Below are 19,916 nucleotides of genomic sequence, written 5' to 3'. Positions count from 1 at the left end.
ACTCTTCAATATGACAAGTTCAAGGGAAATTTCTTTAATTTATCCCCTCAGTTTCTCATATCTTACATTCTGTGAAACTCACTCCATTCTGTAAACCCCTGATATACCTTGCTTTCAAGCTATTACTTCTTTTCAGTTTATGCTTACTTTGTTATGTGAAACTTAGTAAAGCATAAAAGTAGGACTAGCGATATCTCTTCTGTTTCAGCCATATATCACTAGCCTTACTTAATTTGTTCCCTATTTTTCTAAATACTCTTTAATGTCCCGATATTCCTTAAAAAAATCCATCCACCCGCTAATATCAGGGTTTAAGAATGGTAGGACAGTAAGCGGACTTACTTCCGTTCGATATAGCGATAGAGAATGTTTCTGACTTATTTCCCTGACTACACCTGTATGGATTTCTTCTACATCCTTCTTTAGTTCTTGAATTTCATCATATGCGTCCAGAATTCGTCTAAGTTTCTTTCGGTATTGTTTATAGATCTTCTTAGTTTCCATCCGTTGCTTAGTTTCTTTAAAAATGTATTCAAAGATGACTGCTTTAGCTTCTGAAAAATCACTATTATATTTTTCCTGAAGAGAATTAATAGCTTTTTCCATCTTTTCAAGCTGTTCCAAAGACTCTAAGTTGTTAGATAAAAAATTATCTATATTCTCAAATGAAACTGTTTGATTGCCTAAAAGGCTTTTTCTTTTTTCGCTTAACTGTTTTCGTGCTGAATTAATCTTACTTTTTTTATTATCTAGATCATCCAGTGTTTCAAATACTTGATTAATATCCATTTCTTTCTCCTAGTTCCATTGAATAAGACAACCACAATCTTCTTCAACTTTTTTTACATCAAATCGGGTATGTAAAATCAACCGTTTCCCAAAATAGTCATTCGCATTTGCCCAACTAAGTGTATCTTTCTTGCGATCAAACAAAGTAACAAAGTTTTCTAGATCTCCGATAAAGCCTTTTTTGTCACCTTTATTCCCTAATGTTGTATCATCTACAATTAAAAAGTTATCTACAAAGAATGTTTCACTTGTTCCTGTCTCTTTATCAACTTTAAGAAGATAATTTCCTGAAGTGTCTTTCATTTTTTCTAAGACACTAAATAGTGATTGACTAACAACCATAGATACATTGCGCTCTGGATTTATTAAAGAAACAATAGATTTCAAGTCGTCCATACTTGTAGCAGTCTGCACTTTCGCAGTTTGGAGAATTTTCCCAATCTCTCTATTTCGTGTTCTACGTTTTAATTTAATAATCTTCTTACCAAGAAAATCCGTTAAATTATATTGACCATCATCTAATTGTTCCTGTGAAAAATCAAGTTTTCCACTGAATAATTTAACTAAGTAATCAACGCTGATAGTTTTCTTTTTATCTGCTTCTGTTCTCTCAACCGAATTTTCGCTAACTTCTTGTAATGAATCAGATTCAAAGTCAGTTACTTCATACTTTCCACCACGGGTGCGAGTCTCAATAACATTTACTAGATCAACCAGTTCTTTACGTTGATGTTCATCTTCGTAACTATCAAGGATTGGTTTTTCAATGAGTACATGATTATTTTCTACGTTCATCCCTCTAGTGTTATAACCTGTACTTCGGATATAAGCTTCTAGATTTTCTTTTTGTTTAGCTAAGTTAGTTGTCATTTTTTGCTCCTTCATCTTTTAATATCTGATTTTTGTTTATAATTTTTTCTAAAATTCTTAGCTCTTAGCTTTTCTTTTATGACTCTCCGAGCCTTTAGAATCATTTTTTCTAGATTTTGATTTGTCTTGTTTGTTAGCATATTTTTCTAGTATTTCTTGTTTCCGTTGTTCTAAGCTATCATCTTCTTTTTTACACTGAGAAAAGATTTTCTGTCTTTTATCTGGATCCATAGAAAACTTATTGGCTACTACATACCCTAAAGAAGTATCTCCTGACATCACCCTCACCCCCTTTCTATGCAAACAAAAAGGGACATACCTCTAGCATTAGATGCTTTACGGTATGTCCCTGAGTTGTTCTCAATAGACTTATTTTTTAGTTTCTTTTTTGACTAGATGGGTAAATTTCCCATCTGAATAGAATAAAGTAATTTCTCCAAAACTTGGAACTTTTTCTATCTCTATTATACCACATTTTTCGTAGACAACAAAGCCTTTTTCTGTTGCAAATCGCATTTTATCATCATTCATTGATATTCTCCCCTCACTGTGTTTATAGTGTATCTCTTATCTTTAATCGTAAAAGCCTTGAAAGTGTTCCCTTCTAAACCTTTCAAAATCCTACTTGAGTTTCTAGCATTGTAAACCGTTCGCAGTTCACTGCTATCTAGATTCGTGTTGAAAATCGTAGTTTCTCGATTATTGATAATATCAAACAAGAAATCCTGTTCCCAATCGCTCTTAGGAGAGATTGTCCCATTTTTTGCCCCCAGGTCATCGATGATTAGAAAATCTACATCAACTAACTTTTTAACCGCCTCATACTCTGTTAAGTTTGCATTTCTTCCATAAGCCCAGCCTTCTTTTATCTGTTTGATAATCTCGGTTAAGCTGACAAACAAGACACTCTTAGGCTCGTGCTTCTCCCTGAAACTCTCATTGATTTCTTTAGCCAAGGCAAGCGATAAATGACTTTTTCCTATTCCTGTGCTACCACTGATTAAAGTATTTCCAGTCATACCTGCAAGGTACTTCTGGACTTGCCCCTTTACAAACTCTAACATCTGACGTTCCTCTGTCGTCTTAATAAAGAAATTATCAAACGTTGCCCCCTTCAACTCGTTAGGAATCGTGCTATCACGCATTAAGACATCATAAGTTTTAAAGTAAGCTTGCCTGTCCTCGAACTGCTGCAATAGGTCTTTCTCTTTTTGTTTAATCTCTCCCTTCACACACTCCGGGCAAAATGCTTGTAGTTTTCTTTCTGAACTCCCTAACACTGGTACAGAAATTTCCCAATAATTTACCTGGTGAATATCGCAAACTTTATCCGATATCTTTCTGTTATTAAATTCTTTAAATTGTTCCTTCATCTTTGCAACTCCTAAAATGGTAGGTCTGGGAAGTTATCTTCAAACTTCCCTTTTATGGTTTTAGGCTTTTGATTCAAATAACCGTCAAACTTAGTTCCGAAAAGTGTTTCTGGTCTCAGATATTTAGAAAATTCAGGGCTATCCTTCCATTCTGCCGTTTTAATATCTATCACCTGTTTAAAATCTTCAAGTGTATAGCCTTCTTTGAATCGTGCTATTATCGGCTTCAAATTTTTGTCCAAATATTTATAATTTTTCCCTACTGTATGATTCAGATAAGCTAGAGGGATTCTTATTAAATACTTCTCAGGATGTCCTTTAGTTATTTCCTCGATCATTCTCGGAGTTAACCAATTTGGGAAAGTAAAGTCAGGTTTACCTGACAATATATATTCTTTATATAACTCTTTATCTTTATCTGACTCTTTATCTATCTCTGTTGGACATGAGTTGGAAATAGTCTTTTTATTTTGGACATTCTCCAATTTTGGTATATCTTGACTATTTTTTCTTTGGTCTCGCTTATATTTCGCCCAGTTTGTTTCACTCTCAACCATGGCTTTTGCTTGCGATAATGTGGCATGGCCATCATCGTCTATCTGAATTAGTCCGCATTTTGTAAAATACGCAACTGTCATATTTATATCATCTTCAGAAACATCCAGTTTTAAAGCTAATTCCTGTACCAAACTATCAAAATATCCTTCATAGTACAAAATACAATCATCTTCTAAACTTTCCAACATAAGGCGGATATAAATCACTGTCATAGTGTAGCCACCAGGTATATTTTTAAGTCGCTTAATAAAAAGGTTATCAAAAAACTTCTTATCAACTTTTAACCAAAAATATATTTTAGTCTTTGCCATCATCTACCCCCAGGAACTTCAAAATATCCGTAACTTTGTAATAGACTTTTCTAGTATCTTCTAGTGGTGGTTGGTAACGTCTTAGTCCTGCACCTTCCCACTTTTGCAAAGTTTTGTATTTTATATCTAACTCGTCCATAGCTTCTTGTGCTGATATTAAACCAGTTAGTCTTGGTTTAGGTTGTTCTCGAACTGCTAGATAGTTTTCTATAACCGTGCTTATTCTATTAGTTAAATCATGTTCGCTTTCTTTACTCAAACTAAACATACTTAGCCCCCTTTACTGACCATTCCAAGCTGAATATATCGCCCATAATCAGGGCTTAAATCCTCGCTAGTTGTTTTCAATCGTCTGTGTACTTTCTCGCTCGATTTGAGCGCTTTTTTTGCGGTCTCGGTGATTTAGATAAAGCAGTAAGCCAATCAGTACCACCGTAAAGATTACCGATTGTATATTGGTCAAATCTAATTCATTCATGCTATGCCCTCGCTTTGTAATTCTTGATATAATTTACTTGATAGTTTCGCTCCATCTTTAGAAAGTCGTACACCTCTTCTGGAGTTACTTTATCATCTAAAAAGTCAATGATGAACTGAAAGAGGTTCGGATTTCTATCCTTGATTTCAGTAATTCGGTTGTCAAATTCTGATTGTGTCATGTTATCTAGATCTAGAGTCATATTTTTCTCCATTAGCCTTTCCTTGTCCTTTTTCTTGCCTGTTTTCTATATGGTATGCTTCACCACTCCAAACGCTGGGCGATTGCCCCAAGTTGGCGAACGCTTGTAGCGGTGTTTCGTGAGTAATTACCCATCTTTCAGCTAAACAAGGTCTTAGAATCACCCTGTCAGCACTTGATTTTCAAAACCTTTTCTAATTGCTTGCCTGCTCTTCGGTTTTTTTAGGTATTTGATAGAATAGATATTTTTTGCTATAATCAGAGCATAGAAAAAATTTCTATATCCTTAATCTTGTCGCTTGCTCGCCTCGTCTAAAATTTGAGCAAGTGATTTTTTTATTTTCTTTTTGCATGATTACTACCTGACTTTGGTTTATAAAGCAAGTCTTTACTTTCGATAAGATCTAGAATCCAACTAATTCCCTGTTCTACTGTTTCAAGAAATACGCCCAGGTCTTCACTGTCCAAGTTCTCGTAGTTCATACAAAGATATTCGGCTAGTTGTCTGTCTTTCTCAACTAGCTTTTTAAAATCCTTGGGATACTTAGGAATTTCTAACCCCTTGGTATTTGTAACTGTCTTAAAATCATTTCCCATTTTCTATACTCCTATACTTTAAAAATTAATTCCTTAATTTCTGAATACCCCCTATTCAAGTTAATCATAGCTATTGCCATATCTTCCAAACGTTGGTAGTTTGTCAGCTCTACACTTGTCAAGCCATCAATGCCGTTCTTACTTTCTCGCTCCTTCATGAGTTGCGCTTTATTCTTCCCTGTCACTCCCTTTAGTAGTAAGTTTGTAAGGGTACTATAGGCGTGCTTAGGTGCTTTCTCCCATGCTTGGATAGCTTCGGTTAAGCTTTTACGCTTTGGCTTTTCCAGTTCTCTTTGAAGATAGCGTTTAGAAAGTTCATCACGCATTTCAAAGAAGGCTTTGACTAGGTTCATTTTGAATTGCCGTACTGGTTCGGTATTCTTCAGATAAGTAATCAGCAAGGTTGCCTGTTGCTCATTCAGAAGATAGATTTTTTTCGGTTGCCCTCTCTTATCTAATTTATGGATTTTAAATCCAAGTATTCCCAACGCTTCAAAATCAGCTTTATTGTCTCTGACTAAGCGTGTAATAGTATGGTGCTGTACTTCAGCACATTCAGCGATAATCTCGCTCGTAGTATACGGCTCTTTCTTGCCGTCTATATAAACCAATTCCATTGGTTCGCTCCTTTCTTCTTGTTGCTCGTGCTTGCCACCTAAAACAGTACCAAAGTAAATCATTGAGGTAGGGAAAATTTAGGAGAGAATAAACCCCTACAAACCCTTGATACTGCCATAGGTAGCAAGCAAATCACTCTAGCAAATATTTAGCTAGAACCGTTTATCAATCCCCAGTGGTAAAGCACCATGCAAGAAGTCTGTAAATATAAACTAAAATCGTGATTGGTTCGCTCCTTTCTATTCTTTCGTATCTAGAAATTCATCCAGTGTAACGCCCAAGTAACTAGATACTTTTTTTAACGTATCAATACTTGGATTCTTTGCACGTTCATAGTACAAAGCCGTTAAAGTGCTTTTTGAAATTCCTGTAGCCTCTGCAACATCAGCGGTTTTCTTACGTTGCTTGGCTAATAACAATCTCATGTTATTTTTCATAGTACTAAACCTCCTTTATTGGAAAATATCAGTTGAATAATTTGAAAAGTGTCGAATTATAACGCAAGATATCTGCGTTACATTTTGAATTATACCGCTTATTTTTTGCGTTGTCAATCATTTTTTTAAAAAATATGCGATTTTTTTGCGTTTAGATTTTGAAAACGTGATATAATACTCTTTGAAAGGTGTTGATATAAATGAATAGATTAAAGGAATTGAGAAAACGAGATAAAATTACGCAAGTAGCTTTTGCTAAAGATAATGGTATACCTCTAAGAACATTGCAAAGTTGGGAAAACGGAGAAAGCCAGATAAAACCCGAAAAAGCCCAGCAACTAGCGGATATATTCGGAGTCAGTGTTGGATATCTTTTAGGGTTCAATATTGATGATGTTACGGAAGATGAAATCAATTTCCATAACAATGTTATGGAGAGGATGAACAAAGAAGCATTTGTTAGATTTTTAGACTTTATTACACTAAGTGATATCGTTTTATCTGATAAACAAATAGAAATGATTTTTTATCAATTACAAGATTTATCTGAACTGAATTCCGATTACAGGTACACAGAAACAGATGTAGAAAAGCTTAAATCTATGTACTCTGTAAAGTTAAATTATATGCCAACTGAAGGATTAATTAAAATATCTAATATACTTTACAAGGAAGATGCAATAGAAGAACAATTCGAACAATACAAAAAAATCATTGACTAAGTTTTATCAATTACTAACATAATAAAAGGAGTAAGCCCCATGGGATTTTTTGACACTGTAAAACAAGAAGGTAGTTTTTCTACTGCATCTGGAGTAAATGGACTACACTACGTTGTCCTTCAGGTAACTTTGAAAGAAAAGTTTTTCGGCACTGGATCAGGAAACCTTACAGAATTAGAAGATGTTATCAATAAACAAGCTTCAAAAGGTTATCGCCTGCATACCATCACAACCGCCAATGGTGGAAGTAAAGGACTGGGTGGTGGTGACCGTATCCAGGCTACAATGGTATTTGAGAAGATTATCTAATTAATATCCTTTATAAGCTCCATAATCGCTTTATTTTCCTATCTGGTTATTTTACTGATAGTCCTCTTAAAATCGAAAATAGAGGAGTTCTCGTAGCTCCTAGCATAGTATAAACTCAAAACCTTTTCTAATTGCTTGCCTGCTGATGGAAAGGAATACTATGCAAATAAAACAAATCACAAAAAAAGACGGTTCAATAGTATATCGTGCTAATGTCTATCTTGGTGTTGATAAAGTCACTGGAAAAGATGTAAAGACAAGCATAACAGGAAGGACAAAAAAAGAAGTTAAGCAAAAGACAAAAGAAGCTGAAATTGCTTTTTTACAAAATGGATCTACTAGATTCCAGGCTGCAAATATTACTACTTACAAGGAATTAGCTTCCTTATGGTGGGAAAGTTACAAGCATACAGTAAAACCTAACACACAATTAAACGTTAGAAGACTGCTAGATAACCATATCTTACCTTTATTTGGCTCTTATAAGTTGGATAAACTAACTACTCCACTTATTCAAAATGTAGTCAATAAACTTGCTGACAAAACCAATAAAGGGGAAGAAGGTGCTTTTTTATACTACGATAGCTTACACGCTTTAAATAAGCGTATTTTGCAGTATGGTGTAGTTATGCAAGCTATACCGTTTAATCCTGCTCGTGAGGTAATATTACCTCGCAACACACAAAAAGAAAAGCGAGAAAAAGTAAAGCATTTTGATAATGAAGACTTAAAAAGATTTCTTCAATACTTAGATACTCTGGATGTAAGTAGGTATCGCTATTATTATGAGATTACACTTTATAAGTTTTTGCTTGCTACTGGTTGTCGTATCAATGAAGCTTTAGCCTTGTCCTGGTCTGATATTGACCTAGATAATGCCATTGTGCATATCACAAAAACACTAAACTATAATCAAGAACTCAATAGTCCTAAATCAAAATCTAGCTATCGTGATATCGATATAGATCAAGCGACTGTTAGTATGCTGAAGCAGTACAAACATAGACAAGTACAAGAAGCTTGGCAACTTGGGCGCTCTGAAACTGTAGTCTTTTCTGACTTCATAAATGAGTACCCCAATAATCGAACCTTACATACTAGGTTAAGAACCCACTTTAAACGGGCAAACGTCACTAATATAGGTTTTCATGGCTTCAGACATACACACGCTAGTTTATTGCTTAACTCTGGAATACCCTACAAGGAACTTCAGCACCGTTTAGGACATTCCCAATTATCTATGACCATGGATATATACAGTCACCTCTCAAAAGAGAACGCAAAAAAAGCAGTCTCATTCTATGAAACTGCACTAAAAAGTTTATAACTGAACAAATAACTGAACAAACCCAGAAATCAACATTTTAAGACAAAGCAAAAAGCCCACTCTTGTAGGCTTCTTACAATATAAAGTCTTATCTTAAAGCATTTTGTTGTAGAATTCAACGACAAGTGCTTCGTTGATTTCTGGGTTGATTTCGTCGCGTTCTGGCAAGCGAGTCAATGAACCTTCCAATTTTTCAGCATCGAATGATACGAATGCTGGACGTCCAAGAGTAGCTTCTACTGCTTCAAGGATTGCTGGAACTTTCAATGATTTTTCACGAACTGAGATTACTTGACCTGGAGTTACACGGTATGATGGGATATCAACGCGTTTTCCGTCAACAAGGATGTGACCGTGGTTTACGAATTGACGAGCTTGACGACGAGTAGTCGCAAGACCAAGACGGTAAACAACGTTATCCAAACGACGTTCCAAAAGAAGCATGAAGTTGAAACCTAGGATTCCGCCTTTGATTTTTGTAGCTTGTACGAACAAGTTACGGAATTGTTTTTCACCTACACCGTAAGTGAAACGAAGTTTTTGTTTTTCAGCCAATTGCAAACCGTATTCTGACAATTTAGAACGGTTGTTTGGTCCGTGTTGTCCTGGTACGTAGTTACGACGTGCCAATTCTTTACCTGTACCTGTAAGTGAAAGGCCAAGGCGACGAGCTTGTTTCCAAGATGGTCCTGTATAACGTGACATATGTATGTCCTCCTGATATAAATAATATTTGGCGGAAATAGTCACTTAGAAAGCCCTGATTCGTGCAGATGCCCTTCGCCTAAACAGCCAAGGTTACTTGTCATAAGACACCTGTTGACGAGCTTCATGCTTTCCTGCTGCTATTTCACACAAAGGCTATTATACCATGAAAAGCTAGATATGTAAAGGGATTTTACAGCTTTATTTCAAATTGAGGCTGAATGTAAATTTGCTTCCTAAGCCATATTGACTTTCTGCTGTGATTTCGCCACCAAGCTGATGGGCTAGTTCGCGTGCAATCGCAAGTCCTAATCCATGTCCACCTGTCTTCATATTGCGCGAAGTTTCTACACGATAAAGTCGTTTAAAGATCTTTTCCAAATCCTCAGGAAGGATTCCCTGACCCTCGTCTTTCACACTGATTCTCAGCTCTTGTTCTGTTAATTGGGCAAGAACCTCGATTCTGGTTCCTGGTTCTGAATATTTAAAGGCATTGTTTAACAAATTGACCAGAATGCGAGAAAGTTTGTCAGAATGGCTCTTGATTTTCGCCGACTCAGGTGATACTTGAATGTAAACATCTCGCTCCTCTTGTTCAATCTGGAGTTGAAATTCACTCATTGACTCAATCAACAGCTGATCTAAAAAGACCTCTTCGACTTCTTCATCAGCAGTATCTTGAGGTTGGGTGTTAAGAGTCAGAACATCCAATTCCTCCACTAGCTTGTTTAGACGCTCGGTTTGCCGACCAATCGTGGTTAAGTAGTGGAGCCGCTCCTCTTCCTTGATCACTCCATCTAGAATTCCCTCCACAGTAACCTGAATGGAGGTAATGGGAGTTTTAATATCGTGAGAGAGCTGCGCAATCATCATTCTCTTTTCTTGCTCGCTCTCATCAAGTGATTGAAAGGTAGCTTGCAAATTGTGAGACATGTCATTAAAAGCCTGGCCCAGCTCTTGAAATTCTAATGGTCCTTTGGTTTCGATTTCTGTGCTGAAATCCTTGCTTGCTATATCCTGAGCTTGTTTTTTCAAATGTTTCAGAGAAGAGAACACAGGCGACAAAAGAAAGATGCTCACTGCAGCGCCAATGAAACTAGCAATCAAGGTCATTCCAACGAGAAAGTAAACTTCACTTTTCTCAATCAACATTCGTTGGACTGCCCAGAAAACGACCAAAATCGTTAGTAGAGTCGACACTAGATACCCCACTAAAATATAGTTTTTTAATTTCATTTTCTACCTCTTGGTCTTTCCATCTTATAACCCAAACCCCAGACAGTTTTGATAGCAGGAGCATTTGAATTTGTATACTTGGTCAACTCTTGCCTCAAAGCATGGATATGAACATTGAGTGTATTGGTATCATCTACATAGTCCTCTTGCCATACCTTCTCGTAAAGTTCCGTCTTTGAAAAGACTCTCTCGGGATTGCTGGCTAATATCCATAGAAGTTCAAAGGATTTTACTGTCAATTCCAAAGGTTGCTCCCCAATGCGAACCTCATGAGTCACATGGTTGATTACCAAGTCACCAAACTCGATCTGTTCGGTCTCTCCTCCACGGCTAAGGCGACGCAAGATATTATTCACTCTTAAAACCAATTCGCGTGGGCTAAAGGGTTTGACTATAAAATCATCTGCCCCCAAACTCAATCCATAAATCTTATCCTGTTCGCTTGTCTTAGCAGTTGTAAAGAGGAAGGGTTGATCCGGAGCGATATACTGAACTTCACTGATAAAATCATACCCGTCCATATTGGGCATCATGATATCTGTGATAATGAGGTCGATAGATTTTTTTCTGAAAAGCTCTAATCCCTCCTTACCATCATGGGCGACCAAAACATCGTAACCTGCCTGTATAAGATAACGGTTTTGAATATCTAGAATATCTATTTCATCATCAACCAGCAAAATTGTCTTTTTCATCTGACACTCCTTCGATAAAAACAGTGTTATACTTGCTTTAGTATAACACTATTTTCTCTAATGTTTAAGTGATTTGAATCTTAATCTTCTCGTTTGCTTGTCAAACCCAAAAGTCCAACAAGACCTGCCAAGGCTAGACCAAAGATACCAAGCCCAGCTGTAGCTGTTTTAGCTTCCCCAGTATTTGGTAACATCGCTTTATCATCTTTTTTCATCATATTAGCCATTGGGCTAGAAGCTGGTTGATCTACTTTCATATCTGACATATGGTGATTTGTACCCATCATACCCTCAGTCGTACCTGTAGAGCCTGTTTCAGAAGGCTTCGTATTCATCTGATCTTGTTGAGATGGTATTGTCGCCATTTCTTTTCCACGAAGCTGAATCGTTACTTGACGAGTAGCAATCAGATTGGTCAAATCAGGTTTGCCATCTTTAGAGCCATAGACTTTAACAGTAGCTAGATATGTATGTGTTCCGTTAGCTCGAAGTTGATCCAGCAAGGCCTGACCATCTTTGCCAACCGTATTGCCATTCAAATCCACTTCGTAGAAATATTGACCTTTAGCCAAGCCTTCAAGTGGCAATAGCGCTGGGTTCTTCGCTGTTCCATTGTCAGACCATGGAGCTTTGTCTGAGGCTTTTAACAAGAGGCGAGTCAACATACCATCTCCACCAAAAGCTTCGTATGGAATAACTTGGTTGACACCGGCCAAGAAAGGTCCAGGAACCTTAGCCTTATCAAGGTAGCTAGCTGGAACATCAATCATGTCTTTGACATTGTTAACAACAGACTCTTTGACCTGATTTGGTGTGGTCAAGCCATTCAAATTAACAGTCAAATCTTTAGTCGCTATGAGGTTAGTTAAGTCAGGCTTGCCGTCTTTCGCACCGTACACCTTGATAGTAGCTTTATAGCTTTGAGTGCCGTTTTGTTTCAAAAGGTCAAGTAGTTCCTTGTCAGATTTTCCTTGAGTGCCAGCCAAATCCACTTCATAGAAGTAAAGGCCTTTGCCCAATTTCTCTACTGGTGGGAGAGCAGGATTTTTAGCTGTTCCGTTGTCTGACCAAGGGGCCTTGTCGGAAGCTTTTAACAAGAGGCGGGTCAACATTCCATCTCCACCAAAAGCTTCGTATGGAATAACTTGGTTGACACCGGCCAAGAAAGGTCCAGGAACCTTAGCCTTATCAAGGTAGCTAGCTGGAACATCAATCATGTCTTTGACATTGTTAACAACAGACTCTTTAACCTGATTTGGTGTGGTCAAACCATTCAAATTAACAGTCAAATCTTTAGTCGCTACCAGATTGCTCAAGTCAGCCTTACCATCTTTCACACCGTACACTTTAATAGTAGCTTTATAACTTTGAGTACCATTTTGTTTCAAGAAGTCAAGCAGCTCTTTATCTGATTTACCTTGAGTACCTGCCAAGTCTACTTCGTAGAAATATTGGCCTTTAGCCAAGCCTTCAAGTGGCAATAAAGCAGGATTTTTATCCATTCCATTGTCTGACCAAGGGGCCTTGTCAGAGGCTTTCAAGATAAGGCGGGTCAGCATTCCATCTCCACCAAAAGCTTCGTATGGTATAACTTGGTTGACACCGGCTGTAAATGGTCCTGGGAAATTAGCTTTGTCAAGGTAGCTAGCTGGAACATCTACTGTGTCTTTGGTGTTGTCGGCCACACCCTTTTGCACTTCAGCTGGAGTGGTCAAACCATTCAAGTTAACATCCAAATCTTTAGTCGCTACCAGATTAGTTAAGTCAGGCTTGCTGTCTTTTGCACCGTACACCTTGATAGTAGCTTTATAGCTTTGAGTGCCGTTTTGTTTCAAGAAATCAAGAAGCTCTTTATCTGATTTACCTTGGGTGCCAGCCAAGTCTACTTCGTAGAAGTAAAGGCCTTTGCCCAGTTTCTCTACTGGTGGGAGGGCAGGATTTTTAGCTGTTCCGTTGTCTGACCATGGGGCCTTATCGGATGCTTTCAAGATAAGGCGAGTCAACATGCCGTCACCAGCGAAGAATTCATATGGAATAACTTGGTTGACACCAGCTGTAAATGGTCCTGGGAAATTAGCTTTGTCAAGGTAGCTAGCTGGAACATCTACTGTGTCTTTGGTGTTGTCGGCCACACCCTTTTGCACTTCAGCTGGAGTAGTCGCTGGTTGCGCTTCACTAGCTTCACGGTCTTGTCCAGAAACTGTAGACTCAGAACCTTCCACAGGTTTAACTGCATCTTCTGTTTGTTTCTTAGAGTCAGGTTGTGCTTGCACTTCTTCTTTTGGCGCTACTTCCGGATCTTTAGCAGTTGCGTCCGCTTTTTCTGAAGAGCTTGTAGTATCCACACTTGCTTGAGGTGTTGGAATAGACTGTTCTGAAGAAAGATCTACATCGACTGCTTTATTTAGAACCTCTGCTGATAGGTCGCCCTTTTCACTCACTGAGGCGTCGTTTGACACGACTTGGGCAGGAGTCGGATTAACGACATCAGCACGTGCAGAACTTGGTTGACCGACTAGGACAAAGAAACCACTAGCCACAACAACTGAAGCAACACCGACACTGAGACGGCGAATAGACCAACGAGTATATCTCTGATTTGGATTGAATTTCATAGGATTCTCCTTAGAGTTTTCTTTTTTTTGATGACTCTAGTATAATCTCCTAAAATTAAAAAGGATTAAGAAAAAGTTAAAATTTTTCTTAAATCCTTCTTATAAAATACTTATATTGACTCAATAGTCACTAGAAAAAAGAATGGTCATTTCTCTTTTAATCATTAAGGTGTGCTAGATTATCCAAATATTGGTTATTGATTACTGCCATCATATAGCCATCGGCTTTCAATAGATCATCCGGCCCAAATTGAACATCCAAGGGAGCATTTTCATAGTCACGAAAACCAAGAATATTGAGATTGTATTGTCCTCGAAGATCAAGTTCACTTAGACTCTTACCTGCCCACGACCTTGGAATTTTCATTTCGACTATCGAGACATTTTTGTCCAACTGAAAAACATCAACGCTGTTATTAAATAAAATAGTCTGTGCCAACGAACGACCCATCTCAAACTCTGGTGAGATGACTGAATCTGCGCCAATTTTTTCAAGGACTTTTTTTGCTGTATGGCTTTTAACCTTAGCAATAACAGTTGGTACTCCTAGACTCTTGCAATGCATAACTGCAAGCACACTAGATTCTAAATTTTCCCCAGTTGCCACCACAACTGTATCGCAGGTATCAATTCCTGCTGAGAGCAAGAGCTCTTCATCGGTAATATCTCCAACAACTCCACGCGCCAGCACAGGTTCAAATTGATTAATGCGTTCCTCGTGGTCATCAATAGCAATGATATTCATGTCATGCTTGGCTAGGGCAGCCAAAACACTGCTCCCAAAAATTCCCAAGCCTAAAATTCCAATTGTCCGATCTGACATCGTTCTTCCTTTCTTATCCGATAGTGATATCTGCTTTCATATAGTGAATCGTATCTTTCTTGTCTGGCTGGTATTCTGCTACACTGACCAGTAGTGTCAAGGGACCAATACGGCCGATAAACATCAGCAACATAACGATGCTGAGGGCTATCTTGCCTAGCTCTGGTGTTAAATTTGCCGTCACTCCAACTGTCGCAAGGGCTGAAATGGTCTCAAACATGAGGTAGATAAAGCGCGGATTTCCCTCTGCTGTTATCCCTAGTAGGATCAAGCCCAGCAAGAATGTTAGCAAGAAGATAATAAAGACACTGAAAGATTTTTGCACGGTTCGGGGTTCAATGGTCCTCCGAGCCACATTGGCATGAGGCAAGCCCAATAGTTCGCTACGAGCGAAGACCAACAAGACAAAGAAGGTCGTAATCTTGAGCCCCCCTGCTGTCCCTCCAGGCGCCCCTCCTAGAAACATCTGTAGGATATAGATGAACAAGGTAACTGGTCGAGCCTGGGTGTAGTCAATGGAAGCAAAACCTGCCGTTCTCATACTAACGGTCTGGAAGAAACTAACCAGCAGTTTCTCTGGGGCGCTAAGATTTCCAATCGTTCCAGGATTATTCCACTCGATGAATAAAGTCGATACGGTTCCAAAGAGTAAAATTCCCGCCGTTAAAAAGAGAACCAGCTTGGTATGGAAACGCAGGCGGCGTTTTTTCTTTTTCCCAAACTGGGTCGCTAGGTCAAACCAGACCATAAATCCTAGCCCACCCGTGATAATCAATCCTGCAATCACTAGATTGATCAAGGGGTCCGTTTGAAAAGCTACCAAACTCGTACTTCCAAAATTATCAAATCCAGCATTACAGAAGGCTGAAACAGCCAAAAAGATAGAAGTTAACACCCCTCGTCCCCAGCCAAATTCAGGAATAAAGCGAAAACTCAGGAGAAAGGCACCAATCCCTTCCACCAAAAAAGTCGTCAAAAAGATCGAGCGAATAAAGTCCTTTAAGGACTGAGTTTCTCCATAACTGAAACTTTCTTGAATGGTCTCACGGCCACGAAGACTGAGCTTTTGCTTGCCTTGGATATAAAAGATTCCGATAAAGGTCATGAGCCCCAAACCACCAATCTGGATTAAGAGCATACAGATCAACTGGCCCCATATATTATAAGTAGAGGCCACTGGCAGGGTGAAGAGCCCTGTAACACAGACCATGGATACCGTTGTAAAGAGATGATCAAAGTAGGTCGCTTGTGACGTTGTTGCTTGCACAAAGGGAAGGCTTAAAAGGAGCGAGCCCAAGAAGATAACTAAGGCAAAACTTAAAAAGATGCGACGGGCTGGTGATAACCGAGACAGCGTCGTCTTGATTTTTTCCAAAAAAGATTTGAATAACATAGCTACATTTTACCATAAAAACAGTCAGAACACTCACATGTGGTGCACAATGGCAAGACAGAGTTCGAGTGCCTTATCAAAAGCTTCAGAGCCCCAGTCACGACTGTTGTAGTTGTCCAGATCTGCCAAGGAATCTGCGGTAAAGAGCAATTCCCCCCAGACAACCCCACGTAGTTGGGCAACTGCCGCAAGAGCAGAACACTCCATCTCCACAACAGCACAGCCTTCTTCCTTGCGATAGGCAACTTTTTCAGCCGTCTCTCGATAAAAACCATCTGTCGTCCAGGTCATGACCTCCTCGTAAGGAATGCCTCTTTGTTCCAAGACTTGCTCAATGGCAGAGATAGCCTCAATCTGCATCTCCATATAACGAGAAGGCGCTACATAGTGGTAGCTGGTCCCCTCATCTCGCAAAGCGCGAACAGGGACGAGAAAGGCATTTTCCTCTATATCGGCTAGGACTCCACAGGTTCCAGTGGAAATGATTTGCTCCACACCATAGCCAATCAACCAATCCATAAACTGGGCCGCTGGGGCAGAGCCCACGGGCGCCTGGGCTAGACAGATCTCCTCGCCCTTGTAGTTGAGGACATAGACTGGATAAGTCTTGGTGGCCGAAACGAACTCACCAACACAATCCGCCCCTACTTCCTGAGCGTAGCGGTCAATCTCCTCCTCCAAAAATGCATAGATGCACTTCTTTGGCAACTTTAAATCTAGCCCCTCGTGATTTGGCATAAGGACCGCCTGGGGGTTGTCGTCAAACTCTAAAATGGGAATCGCATGTTTCTGAATCATAGCCCACCTCCTCTAATTTTGTACTATTGTATCAAAAGCTGACGAAGTGTCAAGGAGTTGTCTTTATCAATCCAGAAATCTCCTCTTCCATACACTTGAGAAATCGTTGCACCGCTGGAGAAGTCGGTTTCTGTTTTGGCAAAATGATTGAGGACTTATAAACACATACCAAATCCAACAACAAAAAAGACATGAATCTGAAATAAGCAGAACATGTCTTTTTTAGCTTGTTTGAAAGTCAAGTAAATAAATCTTAGCTCCTCTAGAACTCCCCTATTTCCACAAAGCACCCAAAATCTGTTTTTCTAATAAGTCTAGGTCCTCTTCCTTTATTTCTCCATTGTCGCTAACGATATAAAGTTGAGCGAAGTAAGCCAACAATGGAGCAACACAAATACGAACCATTTGAGGAATCGTTAACTCTGGATTTACACGTGGATCTGCTAGCAATTCCTTATGAAGTACTCGAAGTTTATCTTGAATAGCATTCCAGATAAAAATCTGTTCATTTTTTAGTTTTTTATTTGAAAAACTCTCCTGCAGAATGATTTTCATCAAAGCACGATTTTTTTTGAGATAGCTCATACGATCGTGGACGAGATAACGAACCCTCTCTTCTGTCGTTTCAAAAGCTAAGAGTTCCTCAAAAAAACTACCGAAAATGCTTGGGACTACAGGATGTAAAATAGCCGTCAGTAGATCATCCTTCGTCTTAAAATACTTAAACAAAGTTGCCTGGCTTAGTCCAGCACGCTCAGCTATGTGAAGAGTTGAGGTCCCATGGTAACTCCTAGTTGATATGAGATCCACTGCTGCCTGCATGATTTTTTTCTTTCCTTGAGGGTAATTCGCTTCTTCTAAGTAATCTTCAAACGATTCAAAAACAGTCTTATCCATCTAATCTTCACACCTTTTTAGCATTATTTATGTTGATTTCTAAACTTTACGATAACGACGCAATCCAACAATATTGAGAATTGTTAAAATGATCAAGAAAATCATTAAAACACCAAGATTTGGCAAAATATCACCAAGATTGTGTCCGTAAAGAATAATCTGGCTTATTGCATCACCAGAATAGGTTAATGGCAAAAATTTCCCCACAGTTGGAGCCCATTCTCCCATGGATGACAATGGAATAATCCCTGAGAAAAAAAGTTGGGGCATAATCACGAGAGGAATAAATTGCATCATTTGGAATTCCGATTTTGCTAGAGTAGACAAGAGAATTCCAAAAGCTAGTGCTACAAGAGCCAGTACCACATTAACTATTATAACATTTAAAATACTTCCTACAACTTCTACATCTAGTAGCCAAATTGCTGCTAAAACGACAACTGCCGTTTGAAAAATCGCAATAATACCGTAAGACAACATATAGCCATAGACGATTTCAGATCGTTTCACTGGTGTTGCTAACAAACGTTCTAGTGTTCCACTGGTGCGCTCTTTCAAAAGCGCCATACCTGAAATCAAAAAGACAAAGAAGAAAACTACAAAACCTATCAAAACCGGAATCATACTGGTAAAGAAGCTTGTATTTTCATCTCCATACTGGTAAGACTCCTTGATTTCTGGTGTTTTTGCATCCGATTCCAATTGTGGAAGGGCTTGTTTGACACGAGATAGTAACTGATCGGTGCCTTCACTGGCGATACTTGTCCGTAACACTTGTCGTATCATAGAGGTCTTGGAGGCGTCTGTGTTTGCGTAGTCGACCTGGTACTCACCGTTTTTATAAGAAATCACAGCATCGACTTTTTCATTTGCTAGCGCTTCTTTGGCTTGATCTAAGTCTTGATAAGTCTCGACGTCCACATGATCGAGCTCATCCATTTTCGTTACCAAACCAGTTGGTAGATCTTGTGTTGCCAACTTGACATTCACGGTTGTACTAGCTGAAAACATGAGGTTCATCAACCACATGATAAAAACAGGTGCTATAAACATCAGGGCTAGAGTTCGTTTGTCACGAAGTAATTCTTTGATGACCTTTTTTGCAATCGCTATTGTTCTCATTTTACTCACCTTCTGCTTTTAAAAATACTTCTTCAATACTTGAAACTTGATAACTTTCTTTTAAGTGTTGCGGTGTATCAAAAGCAATGATTTTTCCGCCTAATAATAAGCCGACCTTATCCGTCAACTCTGCTTCATCCATAACATGGGTAGTAACTAATATCCCAACCCCATTGTCTCTAAGCGCGAATAATTCTTTCCAGATTTTCTTTCGAAGAGAAGGATCAATTCCAACTGTCGGTTCGTCCAAAATCAAGAGTTGAGGATTTCCTAACAGCGCGATAGCAAGAGACAAACGCCGTTTCATTCCTCCAGAATAACCAGATACCGCCTTGTTTAAGTAGTCTGTCAGATCTACTACTTGAGCTATATGAGCAATTTCCGCCTTTAGGTCTTTTTTAGAAAGCCCCTTTAGCTGACCAAAAAATTCCAGATTTTCTTGGCCTGACAAGGACTCGTATAAAGCATCTGATTGGGCCATATAGCCAATATCTCCTAAAATATGGCGATTGGGCATAGTGTGATTTAACACTAAAGCTACGCCTCCATCAGCCTTTTCCATCCCTAACATGGTTTTAATCATAGTTGATTTACCAGCACCAGACGGACCAATTAATCCTATAATTTCTCCTGGATGCAATTCAAAGCTGACATGATTCAGAACCATTTGACGACCAAAAGACTTATCCAAATCTTGTAAATGTAGCAATTTTTTCATATGCTTCCTCCTAGGTGAGTGTTTACTCACTTTTTTAAATCACAAGAGCTATTATAGTGAGTGTTTACTCACTTGTCAAGAAAAAAGTTGAAATTCTTTAAAAAATAAAGCACCAGATATTATTATCTGATGCTTATAATGGATAGCTATTGCTTTTAGAGCTGTTTCTAAATCTCTTCCCGATACTCCGAAATGGTCTTTCCTGTCCACTTTTTAAAGGCCTATTCTTCCTCTACTTTTCTCAGCTAATCCAACCATCGTCATCACAATAGCAACCTTGATAACCTTAGCTACGGAAATTCACTTTATCCGTTTTTATATGAA

Annotated in this window: 24 protein-coding genes and 1 pseudogene; 3 read left to right on the top strand and 22 right to left on the bottom strand. The window is 38.7% G+C overall.

Annotated elements, in window-relative coordinates:
* Nucleotides 1–240 precede the first annotated feature (240 nt).
* The 12 genes and pseudogenes from CO686_RS09680 to CO686_RS09625 form a co-directional block, all read right to left on the bottom strand.
* Nucleotides 241–789 carry a hypothetical protein gene (locus CO686_RS09680; protein ID WP_096753767.1) on the bottom strand — a complete coding sequence of 183 codons (549 nt, stop codon included), beginning with the start codon at nucleotides 787–789 and terminating at the stop codon, nucleotides 241–243.
* A 9-nt stretch (nucleotides 790–798) separates the two neighbouring features.
* Nucleotides 799–1,659, bottom strand: coding sequence for a phage major capsid protein (locus CO686_RS09675; protein WP_096753766.1), 861 nt, complete (start codon nucleotides 1,657–1,659; stop codon nucleotides 799–801).
* A gap of 57 nt (nucleotides 1,660–1,716) precedes the next feature.
* On the bottom strand, nucleotides 1,717–1,938 hold the full coding sequence (locus tag CO686_RS09670) for a hypothetical protein (protein WP_096753765.1): 222 nt from the start codon (nucleotides 1,936–1,938) through the stop codon (nucleotides 1,717–1,719).
* A gap of 90 nt (nucleotides 1,939–2,028) precedes the next feature.
* Entirely contained in the window at nucleotides 2,029–2,190 is a 162-nt protein-coding gene (locus CO686_RS10370) for a hypothetical protein (RefSeq protein WP_162837499.1), read from the bottom strand.
* Nucleotides 2,187–3,032: an ATP-binding protein gene (locus tag CO686_RS09665; protein ID WP_096753764.1), complete on the bottom strand. Its 846-nt coding sequence runs from the start codon at nucleotides 3,030–3,032 to the stop codon at nucleotides 2,187–2,189. Before CO686_RS09665 ends, CO686_RS10370 begins: the two co-directional genes overlap by 4 nt.
* 11 nt (nucleotides 3,033–3,043) lie before the next feature.
* A complete protein-coding gene (locus CO686_RS09660) occupies nucleotides 3,044–3,901 on the bottom strand; it encodes a conserved phage C-terminal domain-containing protein (RefSeq protein ID WP_096753763.1) in 858 nt (285 codons plus the stop codon).
* Nucleotides 3,888–4,169, bottom strand: a complete 282-nt coding sequence (locus CO686_RS09655) for a transcriptional regulator (protein ID WP_070837713.1) — start codon at nucleotides 4,167–4,169, stop codon at nucleotides 3,888–3,890. Before CO686_RS09655 ends, CO686_RS09660 begins: the two co-directional genes overlap by 14 nt.
* 2 nt (nucleotides 4,170–4,171) lie before the next feature.
* Nucleotides 4,172–4,379: pseudogene (locus tag CO686_RS09650) on the bottom strand (hypothetical protein).
* A gap of 1 nt (nucleotide 4,380) precedes the next feature.
* Entirely contained in the window at nucleotides 4,381–4,581 is a 201-nt protein-coding gene (locus CO686_RS09645) for a hypothetical protein (RefSeq protein WP_096753762.1), read from the bottom strand.
* A 335-nt stretch (nucleotides 4,582–4,916) separates the two neighbouring features.
* A complete protein-coding gene (locus CO686_RS09635; RefSeq protein WP_049518860.1) occupies nucleotides 4,917–5,177 on the bottom strand; it encodes a hypothetical protein in 261 nt (86 codons plus the stop codon).
* An 11-nt stretch (nucleotides 5,178–5,188) separates the two neighbouring features.
* Nucleotides 5,189–5,794: a Rha family transcriptional regulator gene (locus tag CO686_RS09630; RefSeq protein ID WP_049518885.1), complete on the bottom strand. Its 606-nt coding sequence runs from the start codon at nucleotides 5,792–5,794 to the stop codon at nucleotides 5,189–5,191.
* Between the two features lie 240 nt (nucleotides 5,795–6,034).
* Nucleotides 6,035–6,232, bottom strand: a complete 198-nt coding sequence (locus CO686_RS09625; RefSeq protein WP_007518115.1) for a helix-turn-helix domain-containing protein — start codon at nucleotides 6,230–6,232, stop codon at nucleotides 6,035–6,037.
* A 200-nt stretch (nucleotides 6,233–6,432) separates the two neighbouring features.
* On the opposite strand from CO686_RS09625, the gene CO686_RS09620 reads away from it, so the two are divergent.
* The 3 genes from CO686_RS09620 to CO686_RS09610 all read left to right on the top strand — a co-directional run bounded on the left by CO686_RS09620 (nucleotide 6,433) and on the right by CO686_RS09610 (nucleotide 8,590).
* Entirely contained in the window at nucleotides 6,433–6,954 is a 522-nt protein-coding gene (locus CO686_RS09620; protein ID WP_049518861.1) for a helix-turn-helix domain-containing protein, read from the top strand.
* Nucleotides 6,955–6,993: 39 nt separating this feature from the next.
* Nucleotides 6,994–7,263, top strand: coding sequence for a DUF4177 domain-containing protein (locus tag CO686_RS09615; RefSeq protein ID WP_004261908.1), 270 nt, complete (start codon nucleotides 6,994–6,996; stop codon nucleotides 7,261–7,263).
* Nucleotides 7,264–7,423: 160 nt separating this feature from the next.
* Nucleotides 7,424–8,590 (top strand): tyrosine-type recombinase/integrase, encoded by a 1,167-nt coding sequence (locus CO686_RS09610; RefSeq protein ID WP_096753761.1) that lies wholly within the window; start codon nucleotides 7,424–7,426, stop codon nucleotides 8,588–8,590.
* Nucleotides 8,591–8,683: 93 nt separating this feature from the next.
* Here CO686_RS09610 and rpsD read toward each other — a convergent pair whose 3' ends face one another.
* The 10 genes from rpsD to CO686_RS09555 form a co-directional block, all read right to left on the bottom strand.
* Nucleotides 8,684–9,295: a 30S ribosomal protein S4 gene (gene rpsD / locus CO686_RS09605; protein ID WP_000092756.1), complete on the bottom strand. Its 612-nt coding sequence runs from the start codon at nucleotides 9,293–9,295 to the stop codon at nucleotides 8,684–8,686.
* Nucleotides 9,296–9,496: 201 nt separating this feature from the next.
* Nucleotides 9,497–10,531 (bottom strand): sensor histidine kinase, encoded by a 1,035-nt coding sequence (locus CO686_RS09600; RefSeq protein ID WP_049550130.1) that lies wholly within the window; start codon nucleotides 10,529–10,531, stop codon nucleotides 9,497–9,499.
* On the bottom strand, nucleotides 10,528–11,226 hold the full coding sequence (locus CO686_RS09595) for a response regulator transcription factor (RefSeq protein WP_000751223.1): 699 nt from the start codon (nucleotides 11,224–11,226) through the stop codon (nucleotides 10,528–10,530). Before CO686_RS09595 ends, CO686_RS09600 begins: the two co-directional genes overlap by 4 nt.
* An 80-nt stretch (nucleotides 11,227–11,306) precedes the next feature.
* Nucleotides 11,307–13,841, bottom strand: a complete 2,535-nt coding sequence (locus CO686_RS09590) for an SSURE domain-containing protein (RefSeq protein WP_096753760.1) — start codon at nucleotides 13,839–13,841, stop codon at nucleotides 11,307–11,309.
* Between the two features lie 157 nt (nucleotides 13,842–13,998).
* Nucleotides 13,999–14,664: a potassium channel family protein gene (locus CO686_RS09585; RefSeq protein WP_070657301.1), complete on the bottom strand. Its 666-nt coding sequence runs from the start codon at nucleotides 14,662–14,664 to the stop codon at nucleotides 13,999–14,001.
* 13 nt (nucleotides 14,665–14,677) lie between these two features.
* Nucleotides 14,678–16,057 carry a TrkH family potassium uptake protein gene (locus tag CO686_RS09580; RefSeq protein ID WP_049550127.1) on the bottom strand — a complete coding sequence of 460 codons (1,380 nt, stop codon included), beginning with the start codon at nucleotides 16,055–16,057 and terminating at the stop codon, nucleotides 14,678–14,680.
* A 33-nt stretch (nucleotides 16,058–16,090) separates the two neighbouring features.
* Nucleotides 16,091–16,855, bottom strand: a complete 765-nt coding sequence (locus CO686_RS09575; protein ID WP_096753759.1) for a nucleoside phosphorylase — start codon at nucleotides 16,853–16,855, stop codon at nucleotides 16,091–16,093.
* A gap of 273 nt (nucleotides 16,856–17,128) precedes the next feature.
* Complete coding sequence (locus CO686_RS09565) at nucleotides 17,129–17,752, bottom strand: TetR/AcrR family transcriptional regulator (protein WP_096753758.1); 624 nt, start codon at nucleotides 17,750–17,752, stop codon at nucleotides 17,129–17,131.
* A 39-nt stretch (nucleotides 17,753–17,791) separates the two neighbouring features.
* Complete coding sequence (locus CO686_RS09560) at nucleotides 17,792–18,874, bottom strand: ABC transporter permease (RefSeq protein ID WP_049500769.1); 1,083 nt, start codon at nucleotides 18,872–18,874, stop codon at nucleotides 17,792–17,794.
* Between the two features lies 1 nt (nucleotide 18,875).
* Complete coding sequence (locus tag CO686_RS09555; RefSeq protein ID WP_049500771.1) at nucleotides 18,876–19,592, bottom strand: ABC transporter ATP-binding protein; 717 nt, start codon at nucleotides 19,590–19,592, stop codon at nucleotides 18,876–18,878.
* Nucleotides 19,593–19,916: the final 324 nt, after the last annotated feature.

The sequence above is a fragment of the Streptococcus oralis genome, assembly GCF_002386345.1.
GTDB classification, from domain to species: domain Bacteria; phylum Bacillota; class Bacilli; order Lactobacillales; family Streptococcaceae; genus Streptococcus; species Streptococcus oralis_S.
Note: the sequence above shows the minus strand (reverse complement) of the source record. Positions and strands in the feature narration are given on the sequence as shown.

Coding starts and splice junctions, on each gene's coding strand:
- CO686_RS09675 (WP_096753766.1), bottom strand. CDS start 1,659: ATGACAACTAACTTAGCTAAACAAAAAGAAAATCTAGAAGCTTATATC.
- CO686_RS09580 (WP_049550127.1), bottom strand. CDS start 16,057: ATGTTATTCAAATCTTTTTTGGAAAAAATCAAGACGACGCTGTCTCGG.
- CO686_RS09670 (WP_096753765.1), bottom strand. CDS start 1,938: ATGTCAGGAGATACTTCTTTAGGGTATGTAGTAGCCAATAAGTTTTCT.
- CO686_RS09565 (WP_096753758.1), bottom strand. CDS start 17,752: ATGGATAAGACTGTTTTTGAATCGTTTGAAGATTACTTAGAAGAAGCG.
- CO686_RS09585 (WP_070657301.1), bottom strand. CDS start 14,664: ATGTCAGATCGGACAATTGGAATTTTAGGCTTGGGAATTTTTGGGAGC.
- CO686_RS09660 (WP_096753763.1), bottom strand. CDS start 3,901: ATGGCAAAGACTAAAATATATTTTTGGTTAAAAGTTGATAAGAAGTTT.
- CO686_RS09555 (WP_049500771.1), bottom strand. CDS start 19,592: ATGAAAAAATTGCTACATTTACAAGATTTGGATAAGTCTTTTGGTCGT.
- CO686_RS09600 (WP_049550130.1), bottom strand. CDS start 10,531: ATGAAATTAAAAAACTATATTTTAGTGGGGTATCTAGTGTCGACTCTA.
- CO686_RS09655 (WP_070837713.1), bottom strand. CDS start 4,169: ATGTTTAGTTTGAGTAAAGAAAGCGAACATGATTTAACTAATAGAATA.
- CO686_RS09630 (WP_049518885.1), bottom strand. CDS start 5,794: ATGGAATTGGTTTATATAGACGGCAAGAAAGAGCCGTATACTACGAGC.
- CO686_RS09665 (WP_096753764.1), bottom strand. CDS start 3,032: ATGAAGGAACAATTTAAAGAATTTAATAACAGAAAGATATCGGATAAA.
- rpsD (WP_000092756.1), bottom strand. CDS start 9,295: ATGTCACGTTATACAGGACCATCTTGGAAACAAGCTCGTCGCCTTGGC.
- CO686_RS09610 (WP_096753761.1), top strand. CDS start 7,424: ATGCAAATAAAACAAATCACAAAAAAAGACGGTTCAATAGTATATCGT.
- CO686_RS09635 (WP_049518860.1), bottom strand. CDS start 5,177: ATGGGAAATGATTTTAAGACAGTTACAAATACCAAGGGGTTAGAAATT.
- CO686_RS09615 (WP_004261908.1), top strand. CDS start 6,994: ATGGGATTTTTTGACACTGTAAAACAAGAAGGTAGTTTTTCTACTGCA.
- CO686_RS09595 (WP_000751223.1), bottom strand. CDS start 11,226: ATGAAAAAGACAATTTTGCTGGTTGATGATGAAATAGATATTCTAGAT.
- CO686_RS09680 (WP_096753767.1), bottom strand. CDS start 789: ATGGATATTAATCAAGTATTTGAAACACTGGATGATCTAGATAATAAA.
- CO686_RS09625 (WP_007518115.1), bottom strand. CDS start 6,232: ATGAAAAATAACATGAGATTGTTATTAGCCAAGCAACGTAAGAAAACC.
- CO686_RS09575 (WP_096753759.1), bottom strand. CDS start 16,855: ATGATTCAGAAACATGCGATTCCCATTTTAGAGTTTGACGACAACCCC.
- CO686_RS10370 (WP_162837499.1), bottom strand. CDS start 2,190: ATGAATGATGATAAAATGCGATTTGCAACAGAAAAAGGCTTTGTTGTC.
- CO686_RS09590 (WP_096753760.1), bottom strand. CDS start 13,841: ATGAAATTCAATCCAAATCAGAGATATACTCGTTGGTCTATTCGCCGT.
- CO686_RS09645 (WP_096753762.1), bottom strand. CDS start 4,581: ATGACTCTAGATCTAGATAACATGACACAATCAGAATTTGACAACCGA.
- CO686_RS09620 (WP_049518861.1), top strand. CDS start 6,433: ATGAATAGATTAAAGGAATTGAGAAAACGAGATAAAATTACGCAAGTA.
- CO686_RS09560 (WP_049500769.1), bottom strand. CDS start 18,874: ATGAGAACAATAGCGATTGCAAAAAAGGTCATCAAAGAATTACTTCGT.